The 16075-nt window shown below is 50.5% G+C and carries 14 protein-coding genes and 1 pseudogene; 9 read left to right on the top strand and 6 right to left on the bottom strand.

Annotation, left to right across the window (positions count from 1 at the left end):
- Positions 1-6: 6 nt before the first annotated feature.
- A complete protein-coding gene (locus tag CTH_RS12275; protein ID WP_078665796.1) occupies positions 7-276 on the bottom strand; it encodes a DUF3243 domain-containing protein in 270 nt (89 codons plus the stop codon).
- An 86-nt stretch (positions 277-362) separates the two neighbouring features.
- On the opposite strand from CTH_RS12275, the gene CTH_RS14420 reads away from it, so the two are divergent.
- Both CTH_RS14420 and CTH_RS14415 read left to right on the top strand, forming a co-directional pair.
- The gene (locus CTH_RS14420; RefSeq protein ID WP_318262692.1) at positions 363-767 is read left to right on the top strand and encodes a sulfite exporter TauE/SafE family protein; all 405 of its coding nucleotides are present in this window, start codon (positions 363-365) and stop codon (positions 765-767) included.
- Positions 746-1084: a TSUP family transporter gene (locus CTH_RS14415; protein WP_318262828.1), complete on the top strand. Its 339-nt coding sequence runs from the start codon at positions 746-748 to the stop codon at positions 1082-1084. The genes CTH_RS14420 and CTH_RS14415 overlap by 22 nt, the downstream gene beginning before the upstream one ends.
- On the opposite strand, the gene CTH_RS12265 is transcribed toward CTH_RS14415, so the two are convergent.
- The 3 genes from CTH_RS12265 to CTH_RS12255 form a co-directional block, all read right to left on the bottom strand.
- Complete coding sequence (locus CTH_RS12265; protein WP_107754097.1) at positions 1067-1975, bottom strand: patatin-like phospholipase family protein; 909 nt, start codon at positions 1973-1975, stop codon at positions 1067-1069. The genes CTH_RS14415 and CTH_RS12265 overlap by 18 nt on opposite strands.
- 96 nt (positions 1976-2071) lie before the next feature.
- The gene (locus CTH_RS12260) at positions 2072-2563 is read right to left on the bottom strand and encodes a rubrerythrin family protein (protein WP_107754095.1); all 492 of its coding nucleotides are present in this window, start codon (positions 2561-2563) and stop codon (positions 2072-2074) included.
- Positions 2564-2654: 91 nt separating this feature from the next.
- Entirely contained in the window at positions 2655-2888 is a 234-nt protein-coding gene (locus CTH_RS12255) for a DUF896 domain-containing protein (RefSeq protein ID WP_078665799.1), read from the bottom strand.
- A gap of 123 nt (positions 2889-3011) precedes the next feature.
- Between CTH_RS12255 and CTH_RS12250 the strand changes: the two genes are divergently transcribed.
- Complete coding sequence (locus tag CTH_RS12250) at positions 3012-4661, top strand: diguanylate cyclase (RefSeq protein WP_107754093.1); 1650 nt, start codon at positions 3012-3014, stop codon at positions 4659-4661.
- Positions 4658-5290, top strand: a complete 633-nt coding sequence (nth, locus tag CTH_RS12245; protein WP_078665801.1) for an endonuclease III — start codon at positions 4658-4660, stop codon at positions 5288-5290. Before CTH_RS12250 ends, nth begins: the two co-directional genes overlap by 4 nt.
- 80 nt (positions 5291-5370) lie before the next feature.
- Here nth and CTH_RS12240 read toward each other — a convergent pair whose 3' ends face one another.
- Positions 5371-6651, bottom strand: coding sequence for an RNA-guided endonuclease InsQ/TnpB family protein (locus CTH_RS12240; protein ID WP_107754091.1), 1281 nt, complete (start codon positions 6649-6651; stop codon positions 5371-5373).
- A gap of 149 nt (positions 6652-6800) precedes the next feature.
- Here CTH_RS12240 and CTH_RS12235 point away from each other — a divergent pair, with 149 nt between their 5' ends.
- The 4 genes and pseudogenes from CTH_RS12235 to CTH_RS14575 all read left to right on the top strand — a co-directional run.
- Positions 6801-9173 (top strand): Lon protease family protein, encoded by a 2373-nt coding sequence (locus tag CTH_RS12235; RefSeq protein WP_078666421.1) that lies wholly within the window; start codon positions 6801-6803, stop codon positions 9171-9173.
- Positions 9173-9640, top strand: a complete 468-nt coding sequence (locus tag CTH_RS12230; protein ID WP_078666422.1) for an N-acetyltransferase — start codon at positions 9173-9175, stop codon at positions 9638-9640. The genes CTH_RS12235 and CTH_RS12230 overlap by 1 nt, the downstream gene beginning before the upstream one ends.
- Before the next feature lie 2 nt (positions 9641-9642).
- Complete coding sequence (locus CTH_RS12225) at positions 9643-10179, top strand: ferredoxin domain-containing protein (protein WP_078666423.1); 537 nt, start codon at positions 9643-9645, stop codon at positions 10177-10179.
- A gap of 816 nt (positions 10180-10995) precedes the next feature.
- Positions 10996-11937: pseudogene (locus tag CTH_RS14575) on the top strand (methyl-accepting chemotaxis protein); the annotation flags it as partial.
- Positions 11938-12269: 332 nt separating this feature from the next.
- On the opposite strand, the gene CTH_RS12215 reads toward CTH_RS14575, so the two are convergent.
- On the bottom strand, positions 12270-14660 hold the full coding sequence (locus CTH_RS12215; RefSeq protein ID WP_207656817.1) for a transglycosylase domain-containing protein: 2391 nt from the start codon (positions 14658-14660) through the stop codon (positions 12270-12272).
- A gap of 129 nt (positions 14661-14789) precedes the next feature.
- On the opposite strand from CTH_RS12215, the gene tyrS reads away from it, so the two are divergent.
- Positions 14790-16028, top strand: a complete 1239-nt coding sequence (tyrS, locus tag CTH_RS12210) for a tyrosine--tRNA ligase (protein WP_375804196.1) — start codon at positions 14790-14792, stop codon at positions 16026-16028.
- Positions 16029-16075 lie beyond the last annotated feature (47 nt).

The following is a 16075-nucleotide window of genomic DNA, read 5'->3' as shown; positions in this document are numbered from 1 at the left end:
AAATACTTAATGCTGGGCGACATTATCCCGGTTAACCATTTTAATGATCAAATGGGCCAGAACCTTGCGCTCTTCTTCATCACCAGCATCCCATAGTTCTTTGAGCAGGCGCTGTTCGCGGTTTTTGGGGTCCACTTTATCAGCCAGGAAGTTACCCAGTTTATAGGCGGCCTTGCTGATAGTTTCCTCCTCCAGGCCTACCCGTTCACCTAGATCTACTAAAGAATGCAGGGTTTGTTTCCATTGTTCCCAGTCACTGGTCATCTGCGGGGTCATAAATATCACCTCCGCTATATATTATTTGTAGGCAAGCTTTAATACTATACTCTATGTTTACAACAACTTATAAGGAGCTGGTACATATGTTGAAGTTTCTTGGACTTTTAGTTTTAGGAATAATAGTAGGCAGCTTTGGTACATTAATTGGAGCCGGTGGGGGGTTTGTGCTTGTACCAATTCTTTTGCTACTATATCCTGCCAAGAGTCCGGACCTAATTACCAGTATTTCACTGGCGGTAGTCTTCTTTAATGCCTTATCAGGTTCTTTTGCTTATTTTCGGCAAAAGCGGGTTGATTTCAAATCAGGAATTCTGTTCGCAATTGCCAGTACTCCTGGCGCGATTTTTGGTGCCTATTTAACAAGCCTAATACCAAGAAGAATATTTGATGGCATTTTTGGATTTGCTTTAATTATTAGTTCGGCATTTCTCTTGCTTAAATCTGAAATGGAACCTGCAGTCATTTTATTTCCAGCCTGCTTGGTATAGGAGGTGGAATTATTCATGTACCAATTCTTGTTTACCTGTTAAATTTTCCTGTTCATATTGCGACAGCAACATCTCATTTAGTACTGGCAATTATGGCCTTTTTCGGAACATTGGTGCATTTATTGACCGGTTCACTGCGTGATGGTTATATACAAACAGTAACTATTTCTATTGGGGTGATAGGTGGAGCACAGATCGGTGCCTATTTTTCCAGGTTTGTTCGAGAGCAATGGATAATGAATAGCCTTGCTGTAGCTCTTGGGTTAGTGGGAATTAGAATTCTATTGTTAGCTTTTAATTTACCAGTACTGGTTTAGCCACTTTTTTATTTCGGCTAATTCTGCCTCTTTTGCCCAGCGGAGGAGCAAGGGTATCATTTCCCATGCATCAAGGGCGACTGAACGGGGCAGGAGCGGATTTAAGCGAAAATAGCGATGACCGAGCAGGCTGGAGGCGATACGGGCATCAGCTTCCACATCTCCTTCCGTCAGGACAGTAAGCAGGGGAAATTCAACCTGACAGCCGGAGGTAAGGATAAATGTCCATTGTAAAATCCCCCAGTGTTCGGTGTGTTCTGGCAGCCGATGAGGTCCTAAGCCTGTACCGATAGACAGTAAAACTATTTCTTTTAGTTCCCGACTGGCTCCGGCGGGATCGACTGCCAGGCCCAGAGCGACCAGACTGGGGTTGTTGGCAATTACCCCGCCGTCAATGTGGCCACGATGAGCGGGGAAAAAAGTAGGGGCGGCGCTGGAGGCCAGCGCCACATCAAGAACCCGTAAATTCAGATAAGGTGAATCGGGAAAATTGTGATAAAAGATGGGTTGCCAGCAGGGGGCTCGCATCTGAGCTACCTGAAAGGTGGGGATCACCACTTTTTTCCTTAAATCTTTGAGGCACAAATCAGGAGGAAAAATCTGCTCCAGGACTTTTTTCAGCTGACTCTGCTGATAACGTGGCCGCCAGAGATTAAAATAACGGGGACGGAAAATTTGTTTTGCCGTATCGACTGAGAAAAATTCCAGTAAGCGTTCCGGGGTAAGGCCGGCTGCCAGGGCCAGGGCAATAAAAGAACCACTGGAGGTACCGGCCAGCAGATCTGCTTGGGCGAGAAGGGCGGGATGGTGGGTACTCAGGCGCTGCAAGAGGAGCGAAGCATAAATCCCCCGCACACCGCCACCGTCAAAACAGAGAATGCAGTAACTCATGGTTTGCCTCCAAACCCGAGGATTTACCACATATATATGCCTGTTCCCGGGTAAAGAATAACCCCTCTGTATTAGACAGAGGGGCTGGTAGAAGCTTTATTTTACCTGAAAATATTTGCTGCCAGGGGCGCCACAGATGGGGCATTTGTCAGGTGCATTCCCTTCGGCAATATGACCACAGACTTCACACACAAAATATTCGGCATCGAACTTGCTTTCCAGATTGGCCAGAGCTTTGGAGAACAGTTGTTCGTGAACTTTTTCCGCTTCATTGGCCATGTGGAAGGACCTTTCAGCCTGCTTATTGCCTTCCTGCTGGGCTGTGGCAATGAACCCGGGATACATTTTTTCAAACTCGTAGGTTTCACCCTGGATGGCAGCCTGCAGGTTTTCAGCTGTGCTCTTGATTTCTCCCAAAACCCGCAGATGGGCATGAGCGTGAATAGTTTCCGCTTCGGCAGTAGCGCGGAACAGTTTGGCTACACCGGGATAACCTTCTTTTTCAGCCTGCTTGGCAAAGGCCAGATATTTGCGGTTGGCCTGGGATTCGCCGGCAAAAGCGGCTTTCAGATTGTCAGTAGTACTCATCATTATCTTCCCCCTTATTAGTAATCATTATTGTTACGATTATATTATGGCAAAAAGTTTTCTGTCTGTCAAGGATTTTCTGGAAAAAAATTTAGTGATGGTGATGGTGTTTTCCCTGACAACCACAGGAACAGGAGAATTCCATTTCTGGCAGTTCCTCAACAAATTCGATGCTTTCCAGAGTTTGTTTAACCTGGGCTTTGATATTCTCAATGTACTGTCGGCGCAGGATGGCCTGTTCTTCCTTTTCCGCCGGGGTCAGGCCAGCCTGTCTTTGTTTGCGGGCCAGTTCATTAATGCGGTCAATCAGTTCTCTGGTAATCATAAGACACCTCTTCCCTTAGTTTGTTTTTTTTCACTAAAACAATACTATCATATAATTCCATTCTGGCAAAATATTTGTTATGATAAAGGGTAAGGTGTTAAGGGAAAGGATGGGCGGCGGAGGATGGTGGAAAAAAGGCCCCTGCGGATTTCAATAATGAAACATTTTGCCCTGGCCTTTCTGGCGTTTTGTATTATTCAGATTCTCACTTTTCAATATCTGGCTATCACCAAATATGAAGAAGCACTCCAGAACAATGTCCAGGAAGTGGATGAACGGCTGAAGGCAGCGGTGGAAAAATGGCAGGCGGAAAAAATGGCTAAACTGCAGCAGTTAGCCGAAGAGGCTAACAGATTGCTGAACGATCGAGAAAAATTACAGGCCTGGCTTGTTCATGAAACCAGGGAGTTTCCTGAACTGGATGCCATTGGTGTAGCTGATCCAGCCGGTTGGGTTTGGGCCAACAGTACTGGGGATAATAGCCTGAATGTTGCCGATCGGGCCTATTTCAAGGCAGCACTGGCAGGAAAGACAGTGATGTCCGAGCCAGTAATTAGTCGGGTTACCGGCAGCCCGGTGCTGGTACAGGCCAGACCTCTGTACCTGGGAGGAAAAATTCAGGGGATTTTAATCGTTACTCTGAACCTGGAACACTTGCGGGAAATCCTTGAGATGGTCAATCTGGACGGGGATTTTCAGATTTACCTGACCACTGCCACCGGGACAACTATTGTTGCTTCGGCAGAGCGTAAACTTCTGGATAAGGAGCAAAGCGGACAGCGGCTTTATCCGGATTGGAAAGCGATAATGGAGGATCGCCTTTACCGGCAAGTGCACAAATATCAAAATCATGCCGGGGAACCGGTGGTGGGCCACTGGAGCTATTTACGCAAGGCGGACTGGGTACTGATTGTGGAAAGCAATATCAATAAAATGGCAGACCAGCTAAGACTGCTGGCTTTTGAAGTGGCGGGTATCAGTTTGCTTTTGCTTATTGCCGGAATTATGCCCCTGTTCAACTATCTGAGCAAACGACTGACCCAGCCCCTGGAGGAACTGGTGGAAGCCACTCAGCGTATCGCTGCCGGAGATTATTCCAGCCCGGTCAGGGTGTATTCTTACCGGGAGATTGAAAAACTGGCCCTGGCTATCAATGAAATGATGGCCCAGCTCCAGCAAGTACGGGCCGAAGCGGAAGCAACCCTGGATGAATTACAGGAACAGCGGGGAGAGCTGGAACGCCGCAATCGTTTACTGGAAGAGATGGCTATTACCGATCCCCTCACCCAGTGTTACAACCGGCGCTATGTCATGAATCGACTGCCCTCAGAGGTGGCCCATGCTCTGCGTTATGGAGAGCCGCTTTCGGTGATTATGGTGGATGTAGATTACTTCAAAAATATCAATGATACGTATGGTCATTTGGTTGGTGATGAGGTTTTGCGCCAGGTGGCAGACTTGCTGCGGGCCAGTACCCGCAAGGCGGATATCCTGGGGCGTTATGGCGGGGAGGAATTTATTATCATCTGTCCCAGTACTTCAGGGAGTGCCGCCAGTCAGCTGGCTGAACGCATGCGCCAAAAGCTGGCTGAGGTCCAGGTTGATGCTCAGGGCGAAAAGCTGCCCTTTTCAGCCAGCTTTGGGGTTGCGGACCTGGTGGGGGTACCATCTCTGGGGGATTATAAGACCATGGCCAACGAGCTGGTCAATCGGGCTGACATGGCTTTGTACCGGGCTAAAGCCGAGGGCAGGAACAGGGTGGTTATGGTATGAACAGGGAACTGGCTAACAGGATTCTCGATCAGCTGGCCCACATCTGGCCTGACCCCAGGCCTGCCCTTCAATACCGTAATCCCTTTGAGCTGCTGGTAGCTACTATCCTCTCTGCCCAGTCCACTGATGAACAGGTAAATAAACTCACTCCAGCCTTGTTTGCCCGTTTTCCCGATGCTCAGGCCCTGGCCCGGGCTGGAGTGGAGGAAGTGGAAGAGTATATCAAGGGCTGTGGCCTCTATCATAACAAAGCCCGGCATCTGGTGGCCATGGCCAGGCAACTGGTGGAAAAGTATGGCGGGCAGGTTCCAGACCAGCGGAAGGAGCTGGAGAGCTTGCCCGGGGTAGGGCGCAAAACAGCCAATGTGGTGTTGAATAATGCTTTCGGACAGCCGGCTCTGGCGGTAGATACCCATGTTTTCCGGGTGGCCAACCGACTGGGATTGGCCCGGGCGGATAATGTCAGAGATACGGAAGAACAGTTAATGGCGCTGTTACCCCGGGAACGGTGGGGTCAGGCCCATCACTGGCTTATCTTTCTGGGGCGTACCTGGTGCAAGGCGCGCCGGCCCCGGTGCCAGGAATGTCCGGTAGCATTGGACTGCCAGTTTCCGCATAAGTTGCTCTGACATCCTCCCACCCCTAAAAGGGGTGGGGTTCCCCTTCTAGAAGTGGTTGGTTTTATAATTCGCGGCTGCCCGGTACAGACCTAAGCGGCCTGCCCGAACGTCCCCTGTTCACGGCCTGACGGTGTGGTTTTTCTCCACACGAACAGGTTGACCGCAGGGCGTGCCAGTGCGCCCACTACTCCCGACCGGTCCGGCAGTGCCAGACCGGACTCACGGAGATACCTTTGCAGAATGTTATATGCGCCTACCAGATCGGCGTTCAGTACGACACCGCAGTGGACGAACAGCCCCCGATGCACGCGGGCTTTCTTGCCCCTTTCACCGCACGCCGGGCAGGTAGTGCTGGTGTTCTTCTCCGACACCTTGACCACCCGGATGCCGGCGAGGGCCGCTTTATAAGTGAGCAGGCTTATTATCTTACTGAACGGCCAGGCGTGGAGTTTCTGGTTGCCCGCGTCTCCCCATTCCCTGTCTGCACGAATACCTTTTAATTCGCCGACTACGATGGTGAAAACGTTGTGGGCAACTGCCAGGTCGACCAACCACCTGGTCAGTACGTGCAGGTAGTGGTTGCGCTGCCTGCCCCACTTGACGTTCAACTCAATGCAGCGCCTGCTGGTGGATTTGGTACATTTGGCTTTTTCTTTCTGGAAGTACCGGTCGAGGGCCAGAAGTTCCCCGCCGGGCACGAGGAAAGAAAAGCCGTCGGAGATTACTCCGGCTGCGATGTTCACGATACCCAGATCCAGCGCCATGACGTTTCCGGTTTCCTTATAGGTTACCGGGACCCTGTGGGTTATGTGCAGGTACCAGTCGCCGGTCCCGGGTTCGTAGACCAGCTTTACCTGCTGGACTTTGCTCAGAGTGACGTGCGATGGGAGCTGGTATTCCAGTACAATCACCCGCCTGCCGTAGGTTTTGGGCAGCTTCAGGCGCACCCGGTTGTCCGGCAGTGTTTCGAAAGCGTTCTGTTTAAAAGTCACGGTGCTGAGAGTATCTTTTTTCCGGAAGCCCGGCGGTTTTGCCAGTACATCGCCGTTTTTCCTGTGTGAGAACCATGACCGATAGGAGTCGTCCTGCTCGCCCAGGACTTCCTGAGCAGACTGGGAAGGCAGGAGCCTGTACCAGCGGTTGATTTTAAGTTCCCTACACTGCTCAACGAAACCGGGTATTCTACCAGTTTCGTTCCAGACAGTACGCCGGTGGTGGTTGGCTACATTCCACAGCTTGGTGGCAAAAAAACCCAGCAGGCCCAGGAGCAGGGCGTCCCGGTCGGAAAGGTTGATGACTTTGGCCCTGGCAGTGAGAGTCTGCGTTGGCATACCGTTACTGAACTTCTTTTTGCGTGCCAGCTCAATCACCCCCTGTTCACGATGTGGTCAAAACGGATGCACGTTTATGTCTATATTTCTGTTCCATAGCTATATTGTACCAGATTTATACAATACAAGGAAGACATTCCGGCAAAAAGCCCGGGTTTTGTAAATAAAAGAAAAAGCGAGGGGAGAGCATGAACCAGGAGTCTTTGAAACTAACGCCCCGCCAGTTATGGCGTCCTTGCGATGCCAGCAAGTTACCTTTTCGGGATACGACAGAGGTAGAGCCGGTAGGAGAAGTGCTCGGACAGCAGCGGGCCAAGCAAGCCCTGGAATTCGGCTTGAAAATCCGGCGTCCTGGTTACAATATTTTCGTGGCTGGAGAAACAGGGACGGGAAAACTCACTTATACCCGTAAGGTAATTGAAGGCCAGGCAGCCCAGGAACCCCGTCCCCAGGACTGGTGCTATGTCTATAATTTCAAGAAACCCAGTCAGCCCCGGGCTATTTCTCTACCGGCCGGACTGGGCAAGCAGTTTGTCAGGGATATGGAAGACATGGTAAACAGTCTGAAAAAAGAAGTACCCAAAGCCTTTGACAGTGAAAACAGCCAGAAAAAGAAAACCCTGCTCTGGCAGCAATTTGAACAGGAAAGCGAATTGCTTTATCAGCAACTGGAGAAAATGGCCAACCAGAAAGGATTTTCCCTCCATCGCACCAGTGAAGGGTTTGTTTCCGTACCCCTGCTGAACGGGGAACCCCTGACCGAGGAGGAATACAACAAGCTGGATCCAGGAACGCGACGGGATCTGGAAAAGGATTCCTCGTATCTGCAGGAAAAGCTGGTGGAAATGGTCAGCAAATTAAAAAAACTGGAGAAGAAGTATCAGCAAAAGGAAAAGCAGCTGGAGGGCCAGATGGCTTTGCTGGCTATCGGCCATTTGCTGGCTGATTTAAAGGACAAATACCGCCAGTATCATCAGGTAGTGGAATACATCAAGGGAATTCAGGAAGATATTATCAATAATCTGGAGAGCTTTAAGGAACCGGAAAAGGACGAAGTGGGAGAACAGCTGGCTTTTCTCCTGGGGGCCAAAAAAGGAGAAGACCCCTATGAAAAATATAAAGTCAACCTGCTGGTGGATAGCAGCGAAGTTAAAGGGGCACCGGTAGTTTATGAACCCAACCCTACTTTTACCAATTTGATTGGCAGGATTGAATATCAAAATGAACTGGGGGTTTTGTCCACCGACCATACCAAAATCAAAGCCGGGGCCCTGCATCGGGCCAATGGCGGCTATCTGATTTTGCAGGTCAAGGACGTACTGGCCAATCCAGCGGCCTGGGAGGCATTAAAAAGGGTTTTACGCAATGGCGAAATTCGCATCGAAAATCCTACCGACCACCAGGGGGTGGCGGTAATTACCACTTTGCAACCAGAACCGATTCCGGTTCAGGTTAAAGTGGTACTGACCGGTAGCCTGGAATATTATCAGCTGCTGCATGAGTATGATGAGGATTTTCCCAAATTGTTCAAAATCAGGGCGGAATTTGATGATGAACTGGTCAGAAGTGAGGAGAACGAACGAGCTATGGCTGGATTCATCGCTGCCCAGTGTCAGAAAAACGATCTCAAGCCTTTTGCGGCCTCGGGAGTGGCGCGGATTATCGAATACAGCTCCCGTCTGGCCGAACATCAGGATAAACTTTCAGCCCGTTTTAATGAAATCGTCGAAATTATTTTTGAAGCGGAAGCCTGGGCCACCCTGGCCGGAGCGGAAAGGGTGGAGGCTGAACATGTTGAAACCGCGATCAAGGAAAAAGTCTACCGTTCCAACCTCTATGAAGAGAAGCTGGGTGAACTGCTGGCTCAGGGTGTAATTCTGTTAGATACAAGTGGCAGCAAGGTGGGACAAATCAATGGACTGGCAGTGCTGGATACCGGGGACTATTCTTTTGGTAAGCCCTCTCGTATCACTGCCAATACCTATCTGGGGGAAGAGGGGATTATCAATATCGAGCGGGAAGTGCGCCTGTCCGGTCGTATCCATGACAAGGGGGTCATGATTTTGGCTGGCTATTTGGGAGCCCGCTATGCCCACCGGGTCCCCCTTTGTCTCTCGGCCAGTCTCTGTTTTGAACAGAACTATGATGGGGTGGATGGTGACAGCGCCTCTGCTGCTGAACTCTATGCCCTGCTTTCCAGTCTGGCCAACGTTCCCCTCAGACAGGACCTGGCGGTAACGGGTTCTGTAAATCAAAAAGGGGAAATTCAGCCCATTGGTGGCATTAATGAAAAAATTGAAGGCTTTTATTATACCTGCAAAGCCCGTGGACTGACTGGAACCCAGGGGGTTATTATGCCTGTACAGAATGTACCCAATCTGATGCTCAATGAAGAGGTGGTGGAAGCCGTTGCGGCCGGGCGCTTTCATCTTTATGCCATCAGCACCATCGACCAGGGGCTGGAGTTATTAACCGGGCTCCCGGCAGCGGAAATTCATCAACGGGTAGAGGCTCAGCTCCAGAAATACTATAATATTATCAGTGAAATGGGTGATAACTAATGCTGATTCGAAAAGCCAGGATGGCGGATGTGGAAAGCATGCACCAGCTGATTAATGAATGTGCCGCCCAGGGCCTTATGCTGGCCCGCTCCCGCAGCATGCTCTATGAAACCATCCGGGAATTTACCGTAATTGAAATCGAGGGCCAGGTAGTGGGAACCGGGGCCCTGCACGTCATCTGGGAGGACCTGGCTGAAATCCGGGCTCTGGCCCTGGCATCCGACTGGCGAGGAAAGGGGCTGGGCAGAAAACTGGTAGAGGCCCTGGTGGAAGAGGCAAGGGAACTGGGCTTACCCCGGGTTTTCGCTTTAACCTATCAGCTGGATTTTTTCCTGGCTTGCGGCTTCCGGGAAGTACCTATGGAGACATTACCCCATAAAGTCTGGAAGGAATGCATTAACTGCCCTAAATTTCCCAATTGTGATGAATATGCAGTCATTATAGAACTGAATGAAGGAGGAAGATAAACATGGTAGTTGAAGGTAAAATACTGGAACAGGAAGGAATTCTGGAAGTTTTGCGGCTGATGGCCATTGCCGCTCGTACGGCCCCCAAAGGCCGGGGGCGGGATACCCTGGTGACTGCGGCGGTTTTTCCCGGAGAAGATCTGCAGCGTTTACAGAGCGAAATGCGGCGCATTGCTGAAGAAACAGGAAGCCCGGCTGCCTTTTTTGCCCGCGATGCCGGTAACCTGGACCGGACGGCAGCGGTGTTTCTGGTGGGTAGCCGCTCAGAACGTTTGGGCTTGACCCCCTGTGGCTATTGTGGTTTTGCTAATTGCCAGGCCAATGCAGCTGCTGATGGCATCTGTGCCTTTAATATCACCGATTTGAGCATAGCCATTGCTTCTGCAGCGCAGGTTGCCGGTTTACATCATGTTGACCACCGGGTTTGGTTTTCCGTAGGAAAAGCGGCAGTTAATCTAAAACTGCTGGGAGAGGATGTCAAAATCATCTACGGTATACCCCTTTCAGTCAGCAGCAAAAATCCCTTTTTTGACCGTTAAGGGCGCAGTTTTTACTGCTGCCCTTTATTTTTTGTTATTTTAAAAACCTCTGATAGGATTTTATAAATTCATGTCGAAAACTGTTATAAAACAGAGAAGGTGAGAAGGGGTGGTATAGTGGTACAGCGCGGTCTCAGATTCAAGTTGATTTTATCCTTGTTTCTGGTGTTAGCGGTACTGACAGCCAGTTATGGTGTCTATCGCGTTTACTCGGAGCGAACAAGGGTAGAAGCGAATCTGACTGAGAAGGGGATGGGGCTGGCTCTGGCCGGTGCCCGGACCATTGAAAGCATTATCAGTTCGGATTTGCAAACAGGTATTATCCAGCGGGAACAACTTTTTCAGCGCCAGTACCGGCAGTTTGCGGAAGAAAACGGGGTCAAGAAATTCCATACCGTCTATGATGACTATGCCGAACAACACTGGCAAAAGGTTTTTGATGCCTTTTTGACTGATGAAGATATAGTCTATGCCCTGGCTGTGGATGACCGGGGTTATGCTCCGACCCATAACAGCAAATATCAGCAGCGGGCCAAAAGGATTTTCAATGACCCGGTAGGCCTGGCGGCAGCTCAGACCGAAAAAGCCCTGAAACAAGTTTATCACCGGGATACAGGGGAAGTGATCTGGGATTTCAGTTATCCCATTTATGTAGATGGCCAGAAATGGGGAGCTTTTCGGGTCGGGGTCTCGGTGGCCCGGGCAGAGGAGAAAATTGCTGCGGTCCGCAATAATGTAACTCTGCTGATGTTGCTGATGATTGCCCTCATCTTATGTGCGGTCTGGGTGACTACCAATTTGATTCTGAAACGGCCTCTGGATGCTATTCTGGCAGCAGTAGCTGAGCTGGCCCAGGGGCGGGGGGATTTAACCCGGCGCCTTAAAATTGAGCGCCAGGATGAGCTTGGGATTCTTGCGGGTTATATTAATAGCATGCTGGCCCAGTTGCAGGAAATGTTGAGACAGATATATGCCGGCGGAGAACAGGTAAATCAGCAGAGCCAATTACTGGTCAATGTTGTTGAAGATAACTCCCAATCAATTGCAAAAGTGAAAGAACGGACAGAAAAACTAAAACAGGCGATTCAGCAGCAACAACAGCAAACCACCGCCAGTTTGCAATTACTGGTTCAGCTGGCGCAAACAGTGCAGGAAGTTTCTGCTGGCTCTCAGAATCAGTTACGCCAGGTGGAGGCTGATGGACTGCTTTTGCGCAATGTGGCAGAAGGCATGGAAAAGGCTGCGCGAGCGGCAGAAAAAGTCAATGCGGAAAGTATAAAGGCCAGGGAGGCGGCCCAGGAGGGAGCCAGGGCAGTACAAACCACCATTACTGGAATGGAGGCGATTCAGGAGGCAGTAACGGCTACGGCACGCACCATCCATTCCCTGGGGGAACAATCGGAACAAATCAGTACTATTGTGCAGATGATTGACGATATAGCTGAACAGACAAACTTGCTGGCATTGAATGCGGCTATTGAAGCGGCCCGGGCCGGGGAACAGGGCAAAGGCTTTGCGGTTGTGGCCGATGAGGTCCGGAAACTGGCCGAAAGGTCTTCCAGAGCAACCAAGGAAATCAATCAGCTGGTTTCCCGGATTCAGGCTGGTGTAAATGAAGCCATTGCAGCGATGGAAAATGGCTTGTCTCAGGTTAGTAAAGGGGTAGAGCTGGCAGAAGGAGCCGGACAGGTTTTGACCGCCATCGACCAGGCGGTAGAAGAAGTGGCTGAACAGATTAGCAGTATTTCCGCTATCATTGAAGAGGTTACCGCCAGTACCAATGAAGTAGTTGGGGCGATGCAGAACATGACGAACATTGCCCAGCGCAATGAACTGGCCAGCCGGGAAATTGTCCAGATTGGTGACCAAAGCCGACAGGCGATGGAAGAAATCGCCCGTCTGGCAGGAGAGAGCAGCGGTCATAGTATAGAACTGGATCGGGAGATGGAGCAGATGCGGGCAGCTACCCAGCTGGTAGCTGCTTCGGCCGAAGAATTACTGCAGGTGGCAGAAGAACTGAAACAGCAGATCAGCCAGTTTAAAACAGAATAGAAAAACCCCAGCCCCGTTTCGGGGTTTGGGGTGTTTCTCTATTGCGGAGTGGGAGCCGGAACTTCCGGTGAAGTAGGGGGTTCTGGACTGGTAGTATTATCTGGAGGAGCAGGCTGGCTTACCGTTACCTGATGTTCTGGAATCTGGCATTTCTCTTTGGGCGCCTGTCCTTTAACATAGGTTTTCTTCACTACCAGTTCCGGTGGGCAGCCGCCGCTTTCTCCTGGACCGGGCACATTGGCCAGCACTTCCCTGCCATTATGGCTGGGGTCGGTACAGATGGCAACTGTTTCACTATTTCCAGGGTTATGCAGAGTACATACTTCTGTAGGAGCCATATTGGGCATAGGCACCTTGCTGGCACTGCGTTTGATAAAAACTTTGGTGACGACGTCGGGACAGTAAGGGCTAGGCAGGAGATTGCTGGCCGCTGAGACCTTAACCTCGATATGCAAGTCGCAGATTTCCTCCGGGACAGTTCCTTCAGCGAAATACTCTGTTACCAGATCCTCTTTGGGACAGATTTCCGAAGGCTTTTTGCCGGAAATTTTGCAGACGGTAGCCTGAACCACGCTGTCAGGTTTTTCGAAATTGACCGGTTCCAGGCCTTCATGGGCTTTGATCATGATTTTCTTCCAGATCAAAGCGGGATAACGACCGCCAAATTCCCGGGGCATGGGTTTGGGCTGGTCATAGCCAATCCACACCACGCCTACCAGTTTGGGAGTATAACCAGCAAACCAGATATCCTTGGCATCATTGGTAGTGCCGGTTTTACCGGCAACGGGCCAGCCGGGCAATTGCGCCCTGGTACCAGTACCATATTTAACCACTGATTGTAACATGTCAGTGAGCATGAAAGCAGTCGAAGATTTCAGGGCTTTGCGCTTTAAGGGGGCACTTTCCCAGATAACCTTACCGGTTTTGTCAGTGACTTTAAGAATGGCAGTTGGTTCAACATAGATACCTTTGTTGGCAAAAGCGGCATAGGCGCCAGCCATTTCCAGAGGGGTGACACCCCGGGAAAGACCGCCTAAAGCGATGCTGAGGCCGTTATCAGCCACCGGGTCCAGGGATTCGGTAGAAATACCCAGGTTGCGGGCGATTTTCATCGCTTTCTTGATACCTACTTCATCCAGTAACTTGACCGCTACCACGTTAACAGACCGGGTCAGAGCGGAGCGTAAGCTAGTCAGGCCTCCATAGGAGCCATCATAGTTTTTGGGGCTGTATTTTCCATAGGAGACAGGGGCATCATCCACCACTGTGGCCGGGCTCATTCCTGCTTCCAGAGCCGGGCCATAAGCAATAATAGGTTTAAAGGCTGAACCCGGTTGCCGGTGGGACTGGGTGGCCCGGTTAAGGACGCGCCGGCCTTCAGTTTGGCCGCGCCCACCCACCAGGGCCTTGATTTGGCCGGTGCCAGGTTCCAGAATTACCACTGCGCCCTGGGGCTGAATTATTCCCTGCTCATTGGCTTTTCCTTTTGGGAAGTTTTTGGGATCATTCATCACTTTTTCCGCTTCCGTCTGGATTTCCGGGTCAAGGGCGGTGTAAACCTGCAAACCGCCAGCAAAGACCTTTTCCGGTCCAAAAATATCCTCCAGCTGGTCGAGGACATATTCTACATAATACTGGTGCTGGTAGGTAGCATTGCTTCCCTGATTCCGTCCATCCCGATTCAAAGATTCAAAGTTATCAGCATTGGCCTGTTCAGCCTGTTTCTGGGTGATGAAGCCGAAGCGGACCATGTTCTCCAGCACATGGGCCCGGCGTTTTTTGGCCAGTTCCGGATTGCGGAACGGGCTTAAACGGCTGGGAGCCTGGGGAATCCCGGCCAGCATGGCTGCTTCAGCGATAGTCAGGTCCTTGACATCCTTGCCAAAATAGGTCTGGGCCGCAGCCTGTATTCCATAGGCATTGTGGCCAAAGAAAATGCGGTTAAGATACATTTCCAGAATTTGATCTTTGGTATAGTATTTTTCTACCTGACGAGCCAGATAAATTTCCTGCAATTTGCGCTTGATGGTTTTTTCCGGAGAAAGAAAAGACTGTTTGACTAACTGCTGGGTTATAGTGGAAAAACCCTGGGAGCCAAAACCATCAGTTATATTGGCAATCACTGCCCGCACCACTGCCTTATAATCAATACCGGAATGTTCGTAAAAGTTGGCATCCTCCACGGCCAGGAAGGCATTGATAACATGGGGTGGGATGTCTTTTATGGATACCACTGTCCGGTTTTCGCTACCATGTACTTTCGCGATAATATTACCCTTGCTGTCATAAATGATCGAGGTTTCACTGACAGCCAATTTACTGGGGTCCCAGGCAGGAGCATCGGCAATAACCAGAGCGGCATAAATGCCCAAGCCCAGAGAAACTCCCAGGCCGAGCAGGGCGAACAAGAGCAAAAGTTTTTTGCCCACAGCTTCTCCTCTCCTTTGTAAAAAATAATCCGACATAGTGGTATTATACCATATCCGTTCCGTCATGGGTATGGTATTTGCCAACCAGGATTTCCTTTGTTATAATACATAAATATAAATGCTTGCGGGATGGTGAGGGAAGTGTTGGCAGATTTAGAACGCCAGCTGGCGGAAATCCGCCGTGGCGTAGCGGAAATTGTACCGGAAAACGAACTGGTAGAGAAGTTAAAAAAAGCTATTGCTACCGGTAAACCCCTGCGGGTAAAACTGGGCCTGGATCCCACGGCACCGGATATCCATCTGGGACATACGGTAGTGCTCAATAAGCTCCGAACCTTTCAGGACCTGGGGCATGAAGTGATTATAATTATCGGGGACTTTACCGGCCGCATTGGTGACCCTACTGGCAAATCGGAAACCAGGAAACAGCTGACTGAAGAAGAGGTGCAGGCCAATGCCCGTACCTATCAAGAGCAGATTTTTAAAATCCTGGACCGGGCCAGGACCAGGGTTGTATTTAACAGCCAGTGGCTGGCTCCCCTTACCTTTACAGATGTTATTCAATTAGCGGCCAAATATACTGTGGCCCGCATGCTGGAGCGGGAAGATTTCAGCAAGCGCTTCAAAGAAGGGGCACCTATCAGCATCCATGAGTTTTTCTATCCTCTCATGCAGGGTTATGATTCTGTGGCGTTAGAAGCGGATGTGGAATTAGGGGGTACTGACCAGAAGTTTAACCTTCTGATGGGCCGCCATTTACAGAAAGAATTTGGCCAGGAGCCGCAAATCGCTCTTATGATGCCGATTCTGGAAGGTTTGGATGGCGTCAACAAGATGAGCAAATCCCTGGGCAACTATATCGGTATCAATGAGGCCCCTGAGGAAATGTACGGCAAAACCATGTCTATTCCCGATGAATTGATGCTGCGTTATTTTGAGCTGGTAACCCGGGTATCCCTGGAGGAGCTGGCTCAAATCAAAGCAGGCCTGGCAGAGGGAAAATTGCATCCACGGGACGTGAAAATGCGGCTGGCCCGGGAAATTGTCAGCATGTACCATGGGCCGGAGGCAGCCAGGCAGGCGGAAGAACACTTTGTCCGGGTATTCCAGCAGCGCCACTTGCCGGAGGAAATTCCCGTCTATCAGCTGCCGGCCAATGAGCTGGAAGGTGGCACCATTGGTCTTTCCAAACTGTTACAACTGAGTGGCCTGGCTGCGTCCAACAGTGAAGCCCGCCGGTTGATTGCCCAGGGGGGAGTCAAGGTCAATGAAGAAAAAGTAACTGATCCCCTTATGCGCATTAACGTTCAGGATGGCCTGATTTTGCAGGTAGGCAAAAGGAAATTCGCCAGAGTGATTTTAGCCTAGGGCTTTCACCTACTGGTTCACCTCCACATAGATTAGGGTGGAGGTGA

This window comes from Carboxydocella thermautotrophica (assembly GCA_003054495.1).
Classification (GTDB): domain Bacteria; phylum Bacillota.
The sequence above is the reverse complement of the archived record's forward strand: the minus strand, read 5'-3'. Positions and strand labels throughout refer to the sequence as shown.